At 65.0% G+C, this 17576-nt stretch carries 15 protein-coding genes; 10 read left to right on the forward strand and 5 right to left on the reverse strand.

Features of this window, described 5'->3' with window-relative positions; all coding sequences use genetic code 11:
* Positions 1–30 precede the first annotated feature (30 nt).
* From DVO78_RS12330 to secG, 10 genes are all read left to right on the forward strand, one after another.
* Positions 31–786, forward strand: a complete 756-nt coding sequence (locus DVO78_RS12330; protein WP_120005180.1) for a lysophospholipid acyltransferase family protein — start codon at positions 31–33, stop codon at positions 784–786.
* Entirely contained in the window at positions 779–2662 is a 1884-nt protein-coding gene (gene uvrC, locus DVO78_RS12335; RefSeq protein WP_120005181.1) for an excinuclease ABC subunit UvrC, read from the forward strand. The genes DVO78_RS12330 and uvrC overlap by 8 nt, the downstream gene beginning before the upstream one ends.
* A gap of 9 nt (positions 2663–2671) precedes the next feature.
* Complete coding sequence (gene rapZ / locus DVO78_RS12340) at positions 2672–3562, forward strand: RNase adapter RapZ (RefSeq protein ID WP_120005182.1); 891 nt, start codon at positions 2672–2674, stop codon at positions 3560–3562.
* Between the two features lie 18 nt (positions 3563–3580).
* On the forward strand, positions 3581–4600 hold the full coding sequence (locus tag DVO78_RS12345; RefSeq protein WP_120005183.1) for a gluconeogenesis factor YvcK family protein: 1020 nt from the start codon (positions 3581–3583) through the stop codon (positions 4598–4600).
* Positions 4601–4658: 58 nt separating this feature from the next.
* On the forward strand, positions 4659–5639 hold the full coding sequence (gene whiA, locus DVO78_RS12350) for a DNA-binding protein WhiA (protein ID WP_120005184.1): 981 nt from the start codon (positions 4659–4661) through the stop codon (positions 5637–5639).
* Between the two features lie 176 nt (positions 5640–5815).
* A complete protein-coding gene (locus DVO78_RS12355; protein WP_120005185.1) occupies positions 5816–6439 on the forward strand; it encodes a superoxide dismutase in 624 nt (207 codons plus the stop codon).
* A gap of 215 nt (positions 6440–6654) precedes the next feature.
* Positions 6655–7662 (forward strand): type I glyceraldehyde-3-phosphate dehydrogenase, encoded by a 1008-nt coding sequence (gene gap / locus DVO78_RS12360; protein ID WP_120005186.1) that lies wholly within the window; start codon positions 6655–6657, stop codon positions 7660–7662.
* Positions 7663–7701: 39 nt separating this feature from the next.
* Complete coding sequence (locus DVO78_RS12365; RefSeq protein ID WP_120005187.1) at positions 7702–8925, forward strand: phosphoglycerate kinase; 1224 nt, start codon at positions 7702–7704, stop codon at positions 8923–8925.
* A 42-nt stretch (positions 8926–8967) separates the two neighbouring features.
* Positions 8968–9780 (forward strand): triose-phosphate isomerase, encoded by an 813-nt coding sequence (tpiA, locus tag DVO78_RS12370; RefSeq protein ID WP_120005188.1) that lies wholly within the window; start codon positions 8968–8970, stop codon positions 9778–9780.
* A gap of 53 nt (positions 9781–9833) precedes the next feature.
* Positions 9834–10085, forward strand: coding sequence for a preprotein translocase subunit SecG (secG, locus tag DVO78_RS12375; RefSeq protein ID WP_120005189.1), 252 nt, complete (start codon positions 9834–9836; stop codon positions 10083–10085).
* Between the two features lie 27 nt (positions 10086–10112).
* Here secG and pgl read toward each other — a convergent pair whose 3' ends face one another.
* From pgl to tkt, 5 genes are all read right to left on the reverse strand, one after another.
* Positions 10113–10970: a 6-phosphogluconolactonase gene (gene pgl, locus DVO78_RS12380; protein ID WP_238385281.1), complete on the reverse strand. Its 858-nt coding sequence runs from the start codon at positions 10968–10970 to the stop codon at positions 10113–10115.
* Positions 10971–10988: 18 nt separating this feature from the next.
* The gene (gene zwf, locus DVO78_RS12385) at positions 10989–12458 is read right to left on the reverse strand and encodes a glucose-6-phosphate dehydrogenase (RefSeq protein ID WP_238385299.1); all 1470 of its coding nucleotides are present in this window, start codon (positions 12456–12458) and stop codon (positions 10989–10991) included.
* A gap of 97 nt (positions 12459–12555) precedes the next feature.
* A complete protein-coding gene (locus DVO78_RS12390; RefSeq protein WP_120005192.1) occupies positions 12556–14205 on the reverse strand; it encodes a glucose-6-phosphate isomerase in 1650 nt (549 codons plus the stop codon).
* Positions 14202–15344 carry a transaldolase gene (gene tal, locus DVO78_RS12395; RefSeq protein WP_202912183.1) on the reverse strand — a complete coding sequence of 381 codons (1143 nt, stop codon included), beginning with the start codon at positions 15342–15344 and terminating at the stop codon, positions 14202–14204. The genes DVO78_RS12390 and tal overlap by 4 nt, the downstream gene beginning before the upstream one ends.
* Before the next feature lie 30 nt (positions 15345–15374).
* Positions 15375–17483, reverse strand: a complete 2109-nt coding sequence (gene tkt, locus DVO78_RS12400; protein WP_238385282.1) for a transketolase — start codon at positions 17481–17483, stop codon at positions 15375–15377.
* Positions 17484–17576: the final 93 nt, after the last annotated feature.

Raw genomic sequence — 17576 nt, forward strand, 5'->3', positions numbered from 1 at the left:
ACAGGGCAGGATTGCTAAGCTTCTGTGACGATGAACACCGCACCTCAGACACCCGATAGCGCCTCACTTCTGGAGGTGCGCACCGCAGGCCAGGAACGAATACGCCGCATCGGCGGACGCACGGCCCGGCTGCTCTGCCGGCCGACCATCACCGGCTTGGAGAACGTGCCGGAGACCGGCGGGTTCATTGTTGCCTCTAACCACCTGAGCTTCCTCGACTCGGTCCTGATCGCGGGCATCTTCCCCCGGCCGGTCGGGTTCTTCGCCAAAGCGGAGTACTTCACCCAGCCGGGTCTTCTGGGCCGGGGCAAGCGCTTCTTCTTCGAGTCCTTCGGCTCAGTCCCGGTGGACAGAGACGAGCACTCGGGCGCGGTGGAGGCGCTATACCGGCTCACCAGCATCATCGAGGCCGGGAACGGGGTGGGCATCTACCCGGAGGGGACCCGCAGCCGGGACGGACGGCTCTACCGGGGGAAAAACGGCGTCGGCTGGCTGGCCCTGGCCACCGGCGCGCCGGTGGTTCCAGTGGGCCTGCGCGGGACCGAGAAGCTGCAGGCGCCCGACAAGCGGGTGATGCGGCCGGCCCCATTCCAGATGCGCATCGGACAACCACTGCAGTTCGACCAGCTGGGGGCCAAACACTCGATGAAACCCCGCAAGGCCGCCACCGGCGCCGTGATGGATGCTATCGCCGCACTTTCCGGCCAGGAACGGGTAGATGCCTACAACGTCCGCCCCGCTGAACCTGCCCCGAAATCCGGTGGCCCGAAGGGAGCCGATGGCTGATCCGGCCAGCTACCGCCCCAGACCGGGAGAGATCCCCACACAGCCCGGGGTGTACCGCTTCATCGATCCCCACGGGCGTGTCATCTACGTGGGCAAGGCCAAAAGTCTGCGCGCCCGGCTGAACTCCTACTTCAGCTCGGTCCATCAGCTTCACCCCAAGACCTACGCCATGGTCCATGCCGCAGCGTCCGTGCAGTGGACTGTGGTCGGTTCCGAGCTGGAGGCGATCCAGCTGGAGTACACCTGGATCAAACAGCACACCCCCCGGTTCAACATCATGTACCGGGACGACAAGTCCTACCCCTACCTCGCGGTCACCATGAATGAGAAGGTCCCCCGGGTTCAGGTGATGCGCGGGGACAAAAAACCCGGGGTCAAATACTTCGGCCCCTTTCACCCGGCCAAGGCCATTCGCGAGACCGTGGACACCATGCTCCGGGTCTTCCCGGTCCGGTCCTGCTCAGCCGGGGTCTACCAGCGCGCTGAAGCCTCCGGCCGACCCTGCCTGCTGGGCTACATCGACAAATGCGCCGCCCCCTGCGTGGGGAACATCTCCGTGGAAGACCACCGCAGGCTGGCCGAAGAGTTTGTGGAAGTCATGGCCGGACGCCCCGGCCCTCATATGCGCAGGATCGAAGAACAGATGAAGCAGGCAGTGGCCGATCTGCGGTATGAGGACGCCGCCCGCCACAGGGATGACCTGGAGGCGCTGCGCCGAGTCTTCGAACGCAACGCCGTCGTGCTCTCCGAAGACACGGAAGCCGATATCTTCGCCTTCGCTCAGGACGAGCTCGAAGCCAGTGCACAGGTCTTTCACGTGCGCCAGGGACGTATCCGCGGGCAGCGAGGCTGGATCTCGGAGAAAGTGGAGGAGCTCGACGACGCCGGCATGGTCGAGCAGCTCATCCTGCAGATCTACGGTGATATGCCCGACACCGAGCGCATTCCGCGCGAAGTGCTGGTGCCGGCCTCACCCGAGAACCACGCAGAGCTCACCGAGTGGCTCTCGGCACGACGAGGAGCACGGGTCAGCGTCCGTGTGCCGCAGCGCGGCGACAAGGCAGCGCTGCTCGGCACCGTCCAGGAGAACGCCGAGCAGGCGCTGAGCCTGCACAAGACCCGCCGCTCCAGCGACATCACCACCCGATCGGCCGCCCTGCGTGAGCTGCAGGAGCAGCTGGCGCTGGAGGAACCGCTGCTGCGCATCGAATGCTATGACATCTCCCACACCTCAGGCACCAACGTGGTCGCCTCCATGGTGGTCCTGGAGGACGGTCTGCCCAAGAAGCGGGACTACCGGCGCTTCAGCATCCGGGGTGAGGCCGCCCGCGACGACACCTCGGCGATGCACAATGTGGTGACCAGGCGATTTCGCAAATACCTGCAGGAGTCAGCGGAGCTTGACGTGGATGATCCCGGCAAGTTCGCCTATCCGCCCAGCCTGGTGGTCGTTGACGGCGGCCAGCCCCAAGTCCATGCCGCACGGCGTGCTCTGGACCAGCTCGGGCTCACCGATATGCCGGTGGTCGGTCTGGCCAAACGGCTCGAAGAGGTCTGGCTGCCTGAGGATGATTTCCCCCTGGTGCTCCCGCGCACCTCGGAGGCCCTCTATATGCTCCAGCGGATCCGGGATGAGGCCCACCGCTTCGCCATCGCCTTCCACCGTACGGCCCGGTCGAAACAGATGACTGCCTCGGCCCTGGACGAGGTGCCTGGCCTGGGACCCAAACGCCGGGCCGCCGTCGTGGCCCACTTCGGCTCAGTGGCCAACCTGACCGAGGCAAGTGCTGAGCAGATTGCCGAAGTCCCCGGCCTGGGGCTGGAGACAGCCCAGAAGATCCTCAGCCACCTGCGCGGTGAGGCTGAGTCACAGTAGGGTGGAGGCATGAGCGATCTGGCACCTGTGAAGCCCCCTGAGAACGAGTTGCTGATCGTCACCGGCCTCTCCGGAGCAGGGCGCACCACCGCGGCCCATGCTCTGGAAGACATGGGCTGGTACGTGGTAGAGGGCCTCCCGCCGGAGCTGATCTCCACCATGATGGACCTGGTTGCCCGGAATCCCGGATCGGTGGAGAAGCTGGCGGTGGTGCTCGATGCGCGCAGCAGAGGGCTCTACTCCTCCATGCAGGAAGGCTTGGCGCAGATCGCTGCCGCCGGCATTACGTACCGGGTGCTGTATCTGCAGGCCAGTGATGAGCTGCTGGTCCGCAGATTCGAGCAGGGCCGCCGCCCACATCCGCTGCAGGGCAACGGCCGCATCCTCGAGGGCATTCATGCTGAGCGGGAGCTGCTGGAACCGGTCAGGGAGCAGGCCGACATTGTGGTGGACACCACCGACCTCAACGTCCATGGGCTGGCCAATGCCATCAACGAGCTGTTCAGCGACGACGGCCCGATCACTCTGCGGCTGAACGTCATGAGCTTCGGCTTCAAATACGGGGTGCCCGCCGATGCGAACTATGTGGCAGATGTCCGGTTCATCCCCAATCCGCACTGGGTGCCTGAGCTTCGGCCCCTGACCGGCCAGGATGGGAAGGTCCGCGACTATGTCTTGGACAACGCCGGGGCCGGTGAGTTCGTCGACCGGTATGTGGAGGCGCTCAAGCCGGTCCTTGACGGCTACCGCCGGGAGAACAAGCATTACGCCACCCTGGCTGTGGGCTGCACCGGTGGCAAGCACCGATCGGTGGCGATCAGTGAGGAGCTGTCCAGGCGGCTGGCGCAGCTGCCCAATGTCACCGTCAATGTGGTCCACCGGGATCTCGGGCGCGAATAGCAGGACCGGCGTATTTCCATGACCCAGATGACCGGCCCAGTGCCTGTGCTCAGCACTCAACCGGTGGCCCCTGTGAACCGAGCCTCCTTCCGGGTCACCGCCCTCGGCGGCGGGCACGGGCTCTCGGCCACGCTCAAGGCGTTGCGGATCGTGGCCGCGGAGCACCTGACCGCCGTCTGCACCGTCGCCGATGACGGGGGCTCCTCCGGGCGGCTGCGGAAAGACATGGACGTGCTGCCCCCAGGTGATCTGCGGATGGCGCTGACCGCGCTCTGTGACGACACCGACTGGGGACGCACCTGGGCTGATGTCATGCAGCACCGGTTCACCTCGAAGGACGGGATCACCGGCAGTCTCGACGACCATGCCCTGGGCAATCTGCTGATCGTGGCGCTGTGGGAGCTCCTCGGAGATCCCGTGGAGGGACTCCGTTGGGCGGGAGCGCTGCTCGGTGCCCGCGGTCAGGTGCTGCCGATGTCCCGTACCCCGCTGACACTCTCCGGCCTGATCCACCCCAAAGACGGCGAGGCCCCCGTGCGGATGACCTCGCAGGCCGAGCTTGCCCGCGCCGGGAGCCTGGGCAGACTCACTGACCTGCTGCTAGAGCCCGGGGATGCTGAGCCCTGTATGGAGGCGCTGACCGCCATTGAGCTCTCCGACTGGGTCGTCTTCGGGCCGGGTTCCTGGTACACGTCCGTGCTTCCCCATCTGCTGCTTCACGGTCTGCGCACCGCTCTCAGTGAGACCGAGGCCAAACGCTGCGTGGTGATGAACCTCAAGCCGGACACCGATGAGACCGCCGGGATGAGCCCGGCGGACCACTTGGGCGTGCTGGCCGACTATGCCCCAGAGCTGCACATCGACGCCGTGATCGCCGATCCCCGGTCAGTGACCGAGGCTGAGCAGGACAGCTTCGAGACTGCCGCTGCCCGGATTGGAGCTGAGATTCTCTACGCCCGGGTCCGCAAGGAATCCCAACCGGATGTGCATGATCCACTGCGCCTGGCCATCGCGTTCAGCGAGGTTTTCGGTGCCTGAGATACTATGACGCACGCTCCTGAGCACTTGACGACAACCACACGAGGACTCGATAACTATGGCGCTGACCGAGTCGGTCAAAGACGAACTCTCCCGGGTCGTGGTCTCCACCACCTCGGAGCGCAAAGCCGAAGTCTCCGCCATGCTTCGATTCGCCGGCGGGCTGCACCTCATCTCCCAGCGCATCGTCATCGAGGCGGAGCTTGACCACGCTCGCACTGCCAGGCGGCTGCGCACTGTGCTCGGGGAGGTCTACGGACACAGCTGCGAGATTATCGTGGTCTCAGGCAACGGTCTCAAGCGCGGCTCGCGCTACGTGGTGCGGGTGGTCCGGGAGGGAGATGTTCTGGCCCGCCAGACCGGTCTTCTCGACGGACGCGGCAGGCCTGTGCGCGGACTGCCAGCAGTGGTTGTCAACGGCACCGTCGCAGACGCCGTGGCGGCCTGGCGCGGGGCCTTCCTGGCCCATGGTTCGCTGACAGAACCGGGCCGGTCCTGCTCCCTGGAGGTCACCTGCCCGGGCCCGGAGGCGGCTCTGGCGCTGGTCGGTGCGGCCCGCCGGATGGATATCCTCGCCAAGGCCCGGGAGGTCCGCAACGCCGACCGGGTGGTTATTCGCGATGCAGAGTCCATCGGCAAGCTGCTCACCGCCATGGGCGCCCAGAAGACCCTGGAGGTTTGGGAGGATCGCAGACAGCGCCGTGAGCATCGCGCCTCCGCCAACCGGCTGGCCAATTTCGATGACGCGAATCTCCGCCGCTCTGCCCAGGCCGCCGTCGCAGCCGGTGCCAGAGTGGCCCGAGCCCTGGAGATCCTCGGCGATGAGGTGCCTGAGCATCTCGAGTACGCAGGCAAGCTCCGTCTGCAGCATAAGCAGGCCTCCCTGGATGAGCTCGGCAGACTCGCAGACCCTCCGATGACCAAGGATGCCATTGCCGGGCGTATTCGCCGGCTGCTGGCCATGGCGGACAAACGCGCGCAGGAGAGACGGATCCCTGGCACCGATGCCAACGTCACCGAAGACATGCTCGGAGATTGACCTGACGGACTTGATTTAGTCATGACTAATTATTTGTTTCCCTTCTCCCTTTTCACCTCTTGGTGAACAGTCATTGTCATACGTGGTAACTCCTTAAGTTTTCAGCTGCGCGGCGCATAGGATTGAGTCAGAGCGAGGTAGTGACCTCGGAACACCCCGTCATAAGGAGGAAAAGCATGGCTGAATACACCCTTCCTGAGCTTGACTACGACTACGGCGCCCTGGAGCCCCACATCTCCGGCCGGATCATGGAGCTGCATCACTCCAAGCACCACAACACCTATGTGGGCGGTGCGAACACCGCATTGGAGAAGCTCGCTGAGGCCCGGGAGAAGGGCGACTACGCCACCACCCCGCTGCTGCTGAAGAACCTCCAGTTCAACCTGGGCGGGCACACCAATCACTCCATCTTCTGGAAGAACCTGACTCCCGAGGGGCAGGAGCGCCCCGAAGGTGAGCTGGCTGCGGCCATCGACGAGTACTTTGGCGGCTTCTCGGCATTCCAGGAGCAGTTCACCCAGGCGGCGCTGACCATTCAGGGTTCGGGCTGGGCGATCCTGGCCTATGAGCCGATCGGCGGCAACCTGGTCATCGAGCAGTTCTACGACCAGCAGAACGGAGTCCCGGTGGCCACCACCCCGCTGCTGATGCTGGATATGTGGGAGCACGCCTTCTATCTGGACTACCAGAATGTCAAGCCTGACTACGTCAAGGCCTTCTGGAACATCGTCAACTGGGAGGACGTCGCCTCCCGTCTGGCTGCCGCCCGGGCCGGGGCAAGCGCACTCATCGCACCCTGAGCGCGAGCGAGGTTGTCCTGTCGCTGCGGCAAAGCTGTGACACAATAGATGCAAGAAAACTGAACACTGTTCTGCAGAGCACCTGAGAACAACGAAGTTGTTGGGGGTCAGCAGCGCCGGGCTATCGTCCGGTGCCGCTGATCCCCAACTCGTTTCCAGGGCAGCTGTCCCCAGACTGCAGAAGCCTCTCGAGTTGGAAACGGAAGGAATCACTCATGGCGACCAAGATCGCAATCAACGGATTCGGACGTATCGGCCGCAGCGTTCTGCGCGTGCTGGAGGATCAGAAGGCGGACCTCGAGCTCGTGGCGATCAACGATCTCACTGATCCGGCTGCACTGGTCAACCTGACCAAATATGACTCCATCATGGGCCGCTTCCCCGCACCCGTCTCCGTGGAGGATGAGACTCTGGTGATTGGCTCCCAGCGCATCAAGCTGTTCTCTGAGCGTGACCCGGCACAGCTTCCCTGGGGCGAGCTGGGCGTGGACATCGTGCTTGAGTGCACCGGCTTCTTCAACTCGAAGGAAGGGGCCGGCAAGCACATTGAAGCCGGTGCCAAGAAGGTGATCACCTCCGCTCCTGCCAAGGGGGTCGACGGCACTTTCGTGTTCGGCATCAATGAGGGCACTTTCGAGGCTGAGAACCATACCGTCATCTCCAATGCCTCCTGCACCACCAACTGCCTGGCTCCGCTGGTGAAGGTGCTCAACGATGAGTTCGGCATCGTTGAGGGTCTGATGACCACCATCCACGCCTACACCGGTGACCAGCGTCTGCACGATGCTCCGCACCGGGATCCGCGCCGTGCCCGCGCCGCAGCGGTCAACATGGTCCCCACCTCCACCGGCGCCGCAGCAGCCATCGGCGCGGTGATCCCAGAGGTGGATGGCAAGCTCGACGGATTCGCGGTGCGAGTCCCCACCATCACCGTCTCGGGCACCGACCTGACCGTCACTGTGGAGAAGAGCGGTGTGAGCGTCGAAGACGTCAACGCGGCTTTCAAGCGGGCTGCCGAGGGGCCGCTGGCCGGGGCTCTGACCTACAACGAGGATCCGATCGTCTCCACCGATGTCATCGGTGATCCCAGTGGTGCGGTCTTCGACGCTCCGCTGACCAAGGTCATCGGCAATACCGTCAAGGTCTTCGGCTGGTACGACAACGAGTACGGCTACTCCTCACGACTGGTCAAGATGACCAAGTACGTCAGCGGTAAGCTCTGAGTCGGTGCCCCGCCTCTCAACGATTGGTAATCTGAACACATGACCTCGACTGTTGATGATCTGATTGCCGAAGGCGTCTCAGGCCGTACTGTTCTGGTCCGCTCGGACCTCAACGTCCCGCTCGCCGAGGGTGCCGTGACCGACGACGGCCGTATTCGCGCCTCGCTGCCGGTGCTGGAGAAGCTGGCCGCAGCCGGGGCAGGGGTGCTGGTCACCGCACATCTGGGCCGTCCCAAGGGTGAGCCGAATCCGGCGTTCTCGTTGGGACCGGTGGCATCCCGGATGGCGGAGCTGACCCAGGTGCCGGTCAAGCGCGCCGATGATCTGGTCGGCGACAGCGCCCATACCGCAGCGAAGGGGCTCGAGGCAGGGGAGATCCTGCTGTTGGAGAATGTGCGCTTCGACGCCCGCGAGACGTCCAAGGACGACGGCGAACGCGCCGAACTCGCCACCGAACTCGCCTCCCTCACGGGAGAGAACGGGGCCTATGTGAACGACGCTTTCGGAGCGGTGCACCGCAAGCACGCCTCTGTGTACGACGTCGCCAGCAGGCTTCCTGCCTATCAGGGCGATCTGGTGGCCACTGAACTGGATGTGCTCAAGAAGCTCACCGAGACCCCAGAGCGCCCCTACACCGTGGTGCTCGGTGGTTCCAAGGTCTCGGACAAGCTCAATGTCATCGAGAACCTCATCCCCAAGGCAGATGCCCTGCTGATCGGCGGGGGCATGGTCTTCACCTTCGCCAAGGCACTGGGCTACGGCATCGGCAAGTCCCTGGTGGAGGAGGACAAGCTGGAGACGGTCCGCGGCTTCATGCAGCTGGCGCAGGAGCAGGGCTGCAAGCTGGTCCTGCCCACCGATATCGTCATGGCCGCGAGCTTCGCCGCCGATGCCGAGCATCAGGTGCTTCCGGTGGAGAAGCTGGAAACCGGCAGCCACGGGGCAGAGGCCCTGGGGCTGGATATCGGCCCGGATACGGCAAAGGCCTTCGCGTCAGAGATCGCAGCTTCGAAGACCGTTTTCTGGAACGGCCCGATGGGCGTGTTCGAGATGGAGGCCTTCGCCACCGGGACCGCTGCAGTGGCAGAAGCGCTCAGCGGCACCGATGGCTTCACCGTGGTGGGCGGCGGCGACTCTGCGGCGGCGGTGCGCGCTCTGGGCTTCGACGAAACCCGCTTCGGCCATATCTCCACCGGCGGCGGAGCTTCGCTGGAATACCTCGAAGGCAAGACACTGCCTGGAATCGAAGCCTTAGGTGCTTGATATGTGGGGCCAGGCCCACACCCCCCATCTGAAGGAAGAGATATGACGCTGAAGCAAGACGGTACGTTTGTGCGCCGACCGCTCATTGCGGGGAACTGGAAGATGAATATGGACCATATGCAGGCCATTGCGTTGGTCCAGAAACTGGCCTGGACACTCGAGGACGCCGATCACGACTACGAGCGTGTTCAGGTCTCCGTCTTCCCGCCGTTCACCGACCTCCGCGGTGTCCAGACCCTGGTGGCCGGGGATAAGCTCGCCGTGGAGTATGGGGCACAAGATCTTTCACCCCAGGCCGAGGGTGCCTACACCGGGGACATCTCCGGAGCCTTCCTGGCCAAGTTGGGCTGCACCCAAGTGCTGGTCGGCCACTCCGAGCGCCGGGAGATTCACCGTGAGGGCGATGATGTGGTCCGCGGCAAAATCGAGGCCGCACTGCGACATGGCCTGGCGCCTGTGCTCTGTGTGGGTGAAGGACTGGAGGTCCGTGAGGCTGGAAACCATGTGGCGCACACTCTGGCTCAGGTCGAGGCTGCGCTGGAAGGCTTCACCGCTGAGCAGCTGTCCGACCTGGTGATCGCCTACGAACCGGTATGGGCCATCGGCACCGGCAAAACTGCCGGTCCCGAGGACGCCCAGGAGCTGGCCGCCGCCATCCGCGCCAAACTGGCCGAGCTGTTCAGCCAGGGGTTCGCCGACACGGTCCGCCTCCTCTACGGCGGTTCGGTGAAGTCCGGCAACGTGGCCGCCATCCTGGCGGGCCCCGATGTCGACGGCGCACTGGTCGGCGGAGCCTCCCTGGACGCCGAGGAGTTCGCCAAGATTGCCCAGTTCGAAAAGCATGTCACCGCCTGAGGCTGTATCCTGGTAGCTGCGCAATTCCGCCGAACGTCGAAGAAAGGCCCTACGTGAGTGCTTTGTCCATCGGGCTTCAGGTCGCCTTGCTGGTGATCAGCCTGCTCCTGATTCTGCTGATCCTGCTGCACAAGGGTCGCGGTGGGGGAATGTCCGATATGTTCGGCGGAGGAATCACCTCTTCGTTGGGATCCTCCGGAGTCGCTGAGCGAAATCTCACGCGGCTCACGATTGTGCTGGGCATCGTCTGGGGGCTGATCATTGTGGCACTGGCTCTGATCATCCAGGCCACCGGAAGTTGGTAAGCGCCTTTTCAGCCTGGGCTGTGTGGGCTAGCTGAGTTCTCCGGCGGCTGACCGGTCCAGGTGCCACACTGTCTCCTGGATGCCTGAAGCCCCCGCAGCGGGATACTGGGAGACGTCGGCCCCCGGGGAGAGTGCGTGGGCAACGGCCTGCGCTTTGTCACCTCCAGCGGTCACCAGCCATACCCTCTGGGCAGTGTGCACGGCGTCGAAGGTCAGTGTCACCCGCAGAGGTGGAGGCTTGGGGGAGTCCTCCTCCCCGGCAGTGGTCCGGTCGGTCACCGTGAGGGCGTCCTTGCCAGGGAAGAGACTGTTGATATGCCCGTCAGGTCCGACTCCCAGCAGCATGACAGCCAACGGCGGCATGTTCAGCCGCCCCTGAGGGCCGGAGATCCCGCCCTCAGGTGAGAACCGCTCCAATTCCTGGGCGTAGATGCTGGCACCAGTCGCCGGATCCGCGGCCTGTTCGGAGGTCGGCATCGGATGGATATTCTCCGCCGGAAGCCCGCCCTCTGCCACCAGGAAATCTAGCAGCGCCTGGTGGGCCTGGGTCTCATTGCGCTCTGCGTCGCGTTCGGGCAGCAGACGCTCATCACCCCACCAGAAATGCACCCGGGACCAGTCCGGAGCACCTGAGCTGTCCTCCCGGACCAACTCCGCCACCGCTTCCAGGACCGCAATGCCGGCCCCTCCGCCGGTCAGCGAGACGTGGGCAACACCGTCGGCTTCGACTGCCTCAGCCAGCACGCCCAACAGTTTCTTGGCGATCACCTGGACCACCGCAGATCGGTCCTCGTAGATCTCGATCTGCGGGTCTGCTGTCTCGGCGTTGACCTGAATTCCCATGGCAACCACTCTCATTCCGGCGTCGTCGTTGTCTTGCCTCATCAGCGTAGGGCGCCAGGCTCAAGGAACTCTCCATGCGCGGCCGTCCCGGGCCAGCAGCTCGTGGGCAGACTCTGGCCCCCATGAGCCCGGCGCATAGGGCTCCGGCTGCTCCTCCAAGGACTCCCACCGCGTGATGAACGGGTCCAGAATGCGCCAGGAAAGCTCCACCTCGCGGTGCCGCGGGAACAGCGGAGGTTCACCCAGCATCACATCCAGGATCAGCCGTTCATAGGCTTCTGGCGACTCCTCGGTGAAGGACCGTCCGTAGCTGAAGTCCATGTCCACACCACGGATCTGCATACCCGTACCGGGAACTTTGGAGGCCAGGCGAAGCGTGGCACCCTCATTGGGCTGGATACGGATGATCAGCGCGTTCTGCCCGAACTCATCTTCGTCAGCCTCGCTGAACAGCAGATTAGGAGCGTGTTTGAACGTCACCACGATCTCGGTGACACGTTTGCCCAGCCGCTTGCCGGAGCGGAGGTAGAACGGCACCCCGTCCCAGCGGCGGGTGCGGATGCCCAGCGTGAAGGCGGCATAGGTCTCCGTGGTGGAGGTCGGGTCGAACCCTTCCTCCTCCAAAAAGCCGACCACCTCCTGTCCTTCCTGGTTCCCCGATGTGTACTGTCCACGGGCACTGGCTGACGCCAAGTCAGAGGGCACCTGAACTGCCTCCAGGACTTTCTCCTTCTCCCGGCGCAGATGATCGGCGTCGAAGCTGATCGGCTCCTCCATCGCGGTGATCGCCAGAAGCTGCAGCAGATGGTTCTGGACGACGTCGCGGGCCGCGCCCACTCCGTCGTAGTAGCTGGCCCGGCCCTCGATGCCGATGTCCTCTGCCATGGTGATCTGTACATGGTCAATATGCTGGTTGTTCCACAGCGGCTCGAACAGCCGGTTGGCGAAGCGCAGGGCCAGAAGGTTCTGGACCGTCTCCTTGCCGAGGTAGTGGTCAATCCGAAAGACGTCGTTGGAGGCGAAGACGCGTTCCACGGCGTGATTCAGTTCATGGGCGGAGGCTTCATCGTGCCCGAAGGGTTTTTCGATGATCACCCGGGACCATGGGTCTGCGCCGGAGGTCGTTCGGCGGGCCAGTCCATGGGTGGAGAGCTTCTGACTGACCGTCTCGAAGGAGTTCGGCGGAATGGACAGGTAAAAGGCATGATTACCGCCGGTGCCGCGTTGGTCCTGAAGGTCGACAAGCTCCTGGCCCAGGCGCTGGTACGCCGCGTCGTCCTCGAACCCTTCGGCCTGGACGAATCTCAGCCCGGCCGCGAGCCTCTGCCAGACCCCTTCGTCGAAGTCGGTCCGGGCACCCTTTCGGACATGCCCCTTGACCTGCTCGGCGAACTCCTCGTTGTTCCAGTCCCGGCGTCCGAAGCCCACCAGGCTGAAGCTGGCGGGCAGCCGGCCGCGGTTGGCCAGGTCGTAGAGAGCTGGCAGGAGCTTCTTCCGTGCCAGGTCGCCAGTGACCCCGAACATCACCATGGCGCAGTCTCCGGCAGGCCTGCCACCGTTGTGTCGTGCTGTGCGGGCTAGTGCCGGCGCCAGCGGATCCCCGTGTGCCCTGATGCTCATCAGTCGGTCAGCCGAGTCCGGCCACGGCCTCGAGAACCTGGTCGATGCCGGCCCTCCGGTCACTCAGGTGAAGCTGGAGCACAGGGCGTCCATGATCGGCCAGCACCTGCGCGTCTCCATTGGCCTGCGCCTCGATGAGCTGATTGAGGCTGAACGGCCGGTCCGGGACCTCCAGATCCGCGTCAGCGGCGGTGGTCAGCTGAAGGAAAACCCCCACTGCGGGGCCGCCTTTGTGGAACTGTCCGGTGGAGTGCAGGAATCGGGGCCCCCACCCGAAGGTCACCGGGCGCCCGGACAGCGCGGCCAGCTGCGGGCGAAGCTCCTCAAGCCGCGCCTCAGTGGTGCGGTCCAAATAGGCCATCACCGCCAGGTAGCCGTTGCCGGGGACGCGATCCACCAAAGCCCGCACCGCCTCGGCCACTGTGGTGCCGCCGGCGTCCAGCAGCGATTCATCGCCGGCGGCACGGATCTCCACGGCACCGTCGATCACCGGCTCACTGGTCTCCAGAGCGGGGGAGTCCAGCAGCCCCCGGGCAGCAGCCTTGGCAGACTCCACATCCGGCTGGTCGAAGGGGTTGATGCCCAGCAGCGCACCTGCGACCGCAGTGGCGAACTCCCAGAGCAGCAGCTGTGCCCCGAGGCTGCCGCCGGTGCGCACCAGATGCGGTGAAACCACCGTCTGAGCAGGATCAGCGTCTACTGAGGCGCCCCCCTCAGCGTCGGCGTCGACGATCTCGACGACCAGGACGTCGTCGGCGTCTCGGGTCAGCTCAGGCTCCCCGTCGGCGACGATCACCGGAAGCAGCCCGGTGCCGTCCTTGCCGGTGGACTCGGCCACCAGCTGTTCGATCCAGGCCCCCAGGCCGATCAGCGGTGAGCCTGCATCGGTGATGACCAGTTTGTCCCGTAACGGGGAGGTGCCGCCGATGGCCGCGCCCAGCTGCAGTCCGGGATTGGTGGTCTCGTCCTCCGCCAGCAGGTCCAGGGCAGCCTCTGCCTCGTCCAGCAGAGCGGCAATGTCCACCCCGGCCAAGCCGGCCGGAACCAGGCCGAAAGCGGTCAGTGCCGAGTACCGCCCGCCCACTGTGGGATCAGCCTCAAAGACAGCCCGCACACCCTGTTCACGGGCCTGCTCGCTGAGCGGGGAACCGGGATCGGTGACCACCACAGTGCGGGCGAAGGTATCGACGCCGTTCTCGGTGAGGGCCTGTTGGACGATCCGGCGCTGGGAGTCGGTCTCCACCGTGGAACCGGACTTGGAGGCGACCACCAGCACAGTGCGCTCAAGGCCAGTCAGGGCTGCTCCCACCTGCTGGGGGTCGGTGGAGTCCAGCACTGTGAGGTCCATCCCGGCGGTGGCGCAGATGACCTCCGGGGCCAGTGAGGACCCGCCCATGCCGGCCAGCACCACCCGGTCCACTCCCTCAGCGGTGAGCTCGGCGCGCAGTGCGGTGATCTGTTCGACCAATGGCCGGGAGGATTCGAAGGGCGAGACCCAGCCGAGCCGCTTGGCGGACTCATCCTCTGCGGCTCGGCCCCAGAGAGTGTGGTCCTTCGCGGCCAGCCGGGAGGCGAACTCGTGGTCCACGAGTGCGGGAACCTGGGTATCGGCAGCCTCACGGGCGGCGCCGAGCAGGGTCAGTGACAATGAGCTCATGCGTTCCTCTTCAGTCCCTCTTCGATGGTGCTGAGCAGCCCCTCCCAGGACTTCTCAAACTTCTCCACGCCCTCCTTCTCCAAGGTGCCGACCACTCCGCGGTAGCTGATGCCGGCCGCCGAGACGCCGTCGAGCACCCGGTTGGACTCCACGTAGGTGTCGGTGATGGTGTCACCGTCGACCTCACCGTGATCGGCCAGAGCGTTGAGCGTCTTCTCCGGCATGGTGTTGACCACTCCGGCGGCGGCCAGCTCGGTGACGTAGAGCGTGTCGGAGAGGCTGGGATCCTTGGTGCCGGTGGAGGCAAACAGGAGTCTCTGCGGATGTCCGCCCCGCTCGGCCAGCAGCAGCCACCGCTCGGAGCTGAAAGACTCTGCGGCGATCTGGTGGGCCAGCCGGGCGTTGGCGATGGCTGCTTTGGACTTCAGCTTCTCAGTGCCTGGCTTGCCCTCCTCGGCGGCAAGATCCAGGCGCTTGTCCACCTCGGAATCCACCCGGGAGACGAAGAAGCTGGCCACCGAGTGGATCTTTGAGATGTCCAGTCCGTCGGCGTGTGCCTTCTCCAGGCCCAGCATGAAGGCATTGATGACTGCCCGGTAGCGTTCCAGGGAGAAGACCAGAGTTACGTTGACGCTGATGCCCTCAGCCAGCACCGCCGCGATCGCCTCGATGCCTTCTAATGTGGCGGGGATCTTGATCAGCACGTTCTCCCGGCCGACTGCTTCGGCCAGCCGCTTGGCCTCGGCGATGGTGGCATCAGCATTGTGGGCCAGCCGCGGGTCCACCTCGATGGACACCCGTCCGTCTACGCCGTCGGTGGCGGCGTAGACTCCGGCGAAGACATCACAGGCCTCACGGACGTCGCTGGTGGTGATCTCGAAGACGGCCTGCTCGGGGTCCGCCCCTTCGGCCGCCAGCTTCGCCAGCTGCTCTTCATAGGCCTCGCCGGACTGGACGGCAGATTCGAAGATGGTCGGATTGGTGGTCACACCCACTACGTGGTGGGATTCGATGAGTTTGGCCAGTGAGCCGGAGTTCAGCCGCTCTCGGGAGAGGTCGTCGAGCCAGATGGAGACTCCTACCTCGGAGAGCGCCTTGGTGTTCGGATTGCCCGTCAGTGCGGTGGTTTCGGCGGTCATTGTTGCTCCTAGGTCCGTTGGTGATGGGTCTCAGTCAGTGGCAGCGCTGATGGACTCCTCGGCTGCGGCGGTGACTGCCTCGGCGGTGATGCCGAACTGCTCATAGAGGGTCTTGTAGTCCGCGGAGCCGCCGAAGTGGTCCAAGCCCACGATCCGGCCGGCATCGCCCACATAGGGGTACCAGGACAGCGGGTGGGCTGCCTCCACGGCAACCCGGGCCTTCACCCCAGCCGGCAGTACAGAGTCGCGGTAGTCAGGATCCTGCTCGGCGAACCACTCCAGGCATGGTGCGGACACCACACGGGCGGCTACATCCTTGGCCGCCAGCGCATCGCGCGCCTCCACAGCCAGGGAGACCTCTGAGCCGGTCCCGATGAGGATCACATCAGGGGTGACGACGACGCCGCCGCGTACCGCCTCTGCCAGCACATAGGCTCCCTTGGCGGCACCCTCCACAGAGCCGAACTCCTCAGCGGTGGCCGCACCGGTACCCCGGGCGAAAGTGGGGACTCCCTGGCGGGTCAGTGCGATACCGGCGGGCTTTGTGGTGCGTGTGAGAATCTCCCGCCACACCACGGCAACCTCGTTGGCATCGGCTGGGCGAGTGACGTCCAGGCCAGGGATGGCGCGCAGACTGGCCAGCTGCTCCACCGGTTGGTGGGTGGGTCCGTCCTCGCCCAGGCCGATGGAGTCGTGGGTCCACACGAAGATGGACCCCACTCCCATCAGTGCAGCCAAGCGCACGGCCGGGCGCTGATAGTCGGAGAAGATCAGGAAGGTGCCGTTGTAGGTACGCAGCGGGACCGAGAGCTGCACACCGTTGGTGATGGCCGCAGCGGCATGCTCACGAATCCCGAAATGCAGGTTGCGCCCGTAGGGGCTGGCGGTGAACTTGCCCGTCGAGCTCGTCTCCGGGCCGAAGGAGTCTGCACTGGAGATCAGGGTGTTGTTGGAACCGGCAAGGTCTGCCGAGCCCCCCCACAGCTCGGGCAGCACCGGGGCGACGGCGTTGATGACCTTACCCGAGGCGGCACGGGTGGCGACGTCCTCGCCCGCGGGGAACACCGGCAGAGCCTGCTCCCAGTCTTCGGGCAGTTCGCCGGCGAGCAGACGGTCCAGCAGTGCTGCGGCGGCGTCGTTGTCCTCCCGCCAGGCGCGGTAGGAGATCTCCCATTGGGCACGAGCCTCGGCACCGCGTTCAGTGACCTTGCGGGCGTGGGCGATGACCTCGTCCTCGACCTGGAAGTGCTGCTCCGGATCTGCCCCGAGCACGGTCTTGGTGGCCGCCAGCTCGTCAGCGCCCAGTTTGGAGCCGTGGATACCGCCGGTGTTCTGCTTATCCGGTGCGGGCCAGCCGATAATGGTGCGCAGCGCGATCAGTGAGGGTCTGCCGGTCTCGGCCTTGGCCGCGGTGAGGGCGCGCTCCAGTTCGGTGACGTCTTCGACGTAGTCACCGGTCTTGAGCCAGTCCACCCGCTGGACGTGCCAGCCGTAGGCTTCGTAGCGTGCCAGCACGTCTTCACTAAAGGCGATATCGGTGTCGTCCTCGATCGAGATCTTGTTGTCGTCCCAGATCACATTGAGGTTGCCCAGCTGCTGGTGGCCGGCCAGCGAGGAGGCCTCGGAGGTCACGCCCTCCTGCAGATCGCCGTCGGAGGCGATGACCCAGACGCGGTGGTCGAAGGGGGACTCGCCGGCGGGAGCCTCGGGGTCCAGCAAACCGCGCAGCCGGCGCTGCCCATAGGCGAAGCCGACCGAGGAGGCCAGCCCTTGGCCCAGCGGCCCGGTGGTGATCTCCACACCGGCGGTGTGCCCGTACTCCGGGTGCCCGGGAGTGGCAGAGCCCCAGGTGCGTAAGGCCTTGATGTCGTCGAGCTCCAGGCCGTAGCCGGAGAAGTACAGCTGCAGGTACAGGGTCAGGCTGGTGTGCCCGGGGGAGAGGATGAACCGGTCCCGGCCGATCCACTGCGGATCGGAGGGGTCATGGCGCATGACCTTCTGGAACAGGAGGTAGGCAGCCGGGGCGAGCGACATGGCGGTGCCGGGGTGGCCGGACCCGACCTTTTCGACGGCATCGGCGGCGAGCACACGCAGGGTGTCCACGGCCTTCTTGTCGAGGTCGGTGAAGATTTCGGTCACTGTGAGTGTCCTCCAAGCGGTGGTTTCGATTCTACAAAGGGGCTTCCAGGAGGCACGCCCTTGTGCCGTGAGTTCTCTCACTCCACCCTACCG

The organism is Nesterenkonia muleiensis (assembly GCF_003600155.1).
Taxonomy (GTDB): Bacteria; Actinomycetota; Actinomycetes; order Actinomycetales; family Micrococcaceae; genus Nesterenkonia; species Nesterenkonia muleiensis.

Coding starts and splice junctions, on each gene's coding strand:
- DVO78_RS12355 (WP_120005185.1), top strand. CDS start 5,816: ATGGCTGAATACACCCTTCCTGAGCTTGACTACGACTACGGCGCCCTG.
- gap (WP_120005186.1), top strand. CDS start 6,655: ATGGCGACCAAGATCGCAATCAACGGATTCGGACGTATCGGCCGCAGC.
- rapZ (WP_120005182.1), top strand. CDS start 2,672: ATGAGCGATCTGGCACCTGTGAAGCCCCCTGAGAACGAGTTGCTGATC.
- zwf (WP_238385299.1), bottom strand. CDS start 12,458: ATGGTGATGTTCGGGGTCACTGGCGACCTGGCACGGAAGAAGCTCCTG.
- DVO78_RS12365 (WP_120005187.1), top strand. CDS start 7,702: ATGACCTCGACTGTTGATGATCTGATTGCCGAAGGCGTCTCAGGCCGT.
- pgl (WP_238385281.1), bottom strand. CDS start 10,970: ATGAGGCAAGACAACGACGACGCCGGAATGAGAGTGGTTGCCATGGGA.
- tal (WP_202912183.1), bottom strand. CDS start 15,344: ATGACCGCCGAAACCACCGCACTGACGGGCAATCCGAACACCAAGGCG.
- uvrC (WP_120005181.1), top strand. CDS start 779: ATGGCTGATCCGGCCAGCTACCGCCCCAGACCGGGAGAGATCCCCACA.
- DVO78_RS12390 (WP_120005192.1), bottom strand. CDS start 14,205: ATGAGCTCATTGTCACTGACCCTGCTCGGCGCCGCCCGTGAGGCTGCC.
- DVO78_RS12345 (WP_120005183.1), top strand. CDS start 3,581: ATGACCCAGATGACCGGCCCAGTGCCTGTGCTCAGCACTCAACCGGTG.
- tpiA (WP_120005188.1), top strand. CDS start 8,968: ATGACGCTGAAGCAAGACGGTACGTTTGTGCGCCGACCGCTCATTGCG.
- whiA (WP_120005184.1), top strand. CDS start 4,659: ATGGCGCTGACCGAGTCGGTCAAAGACGAACTCTCCCGGGTCGTGGTC.
- DVO78_RS12330 (WP_120005180.1), top strand. CDS start 31: ATGAACACCGCACCTCAGACACCCGATAGCGCCTCACTTCTGGAGGTG.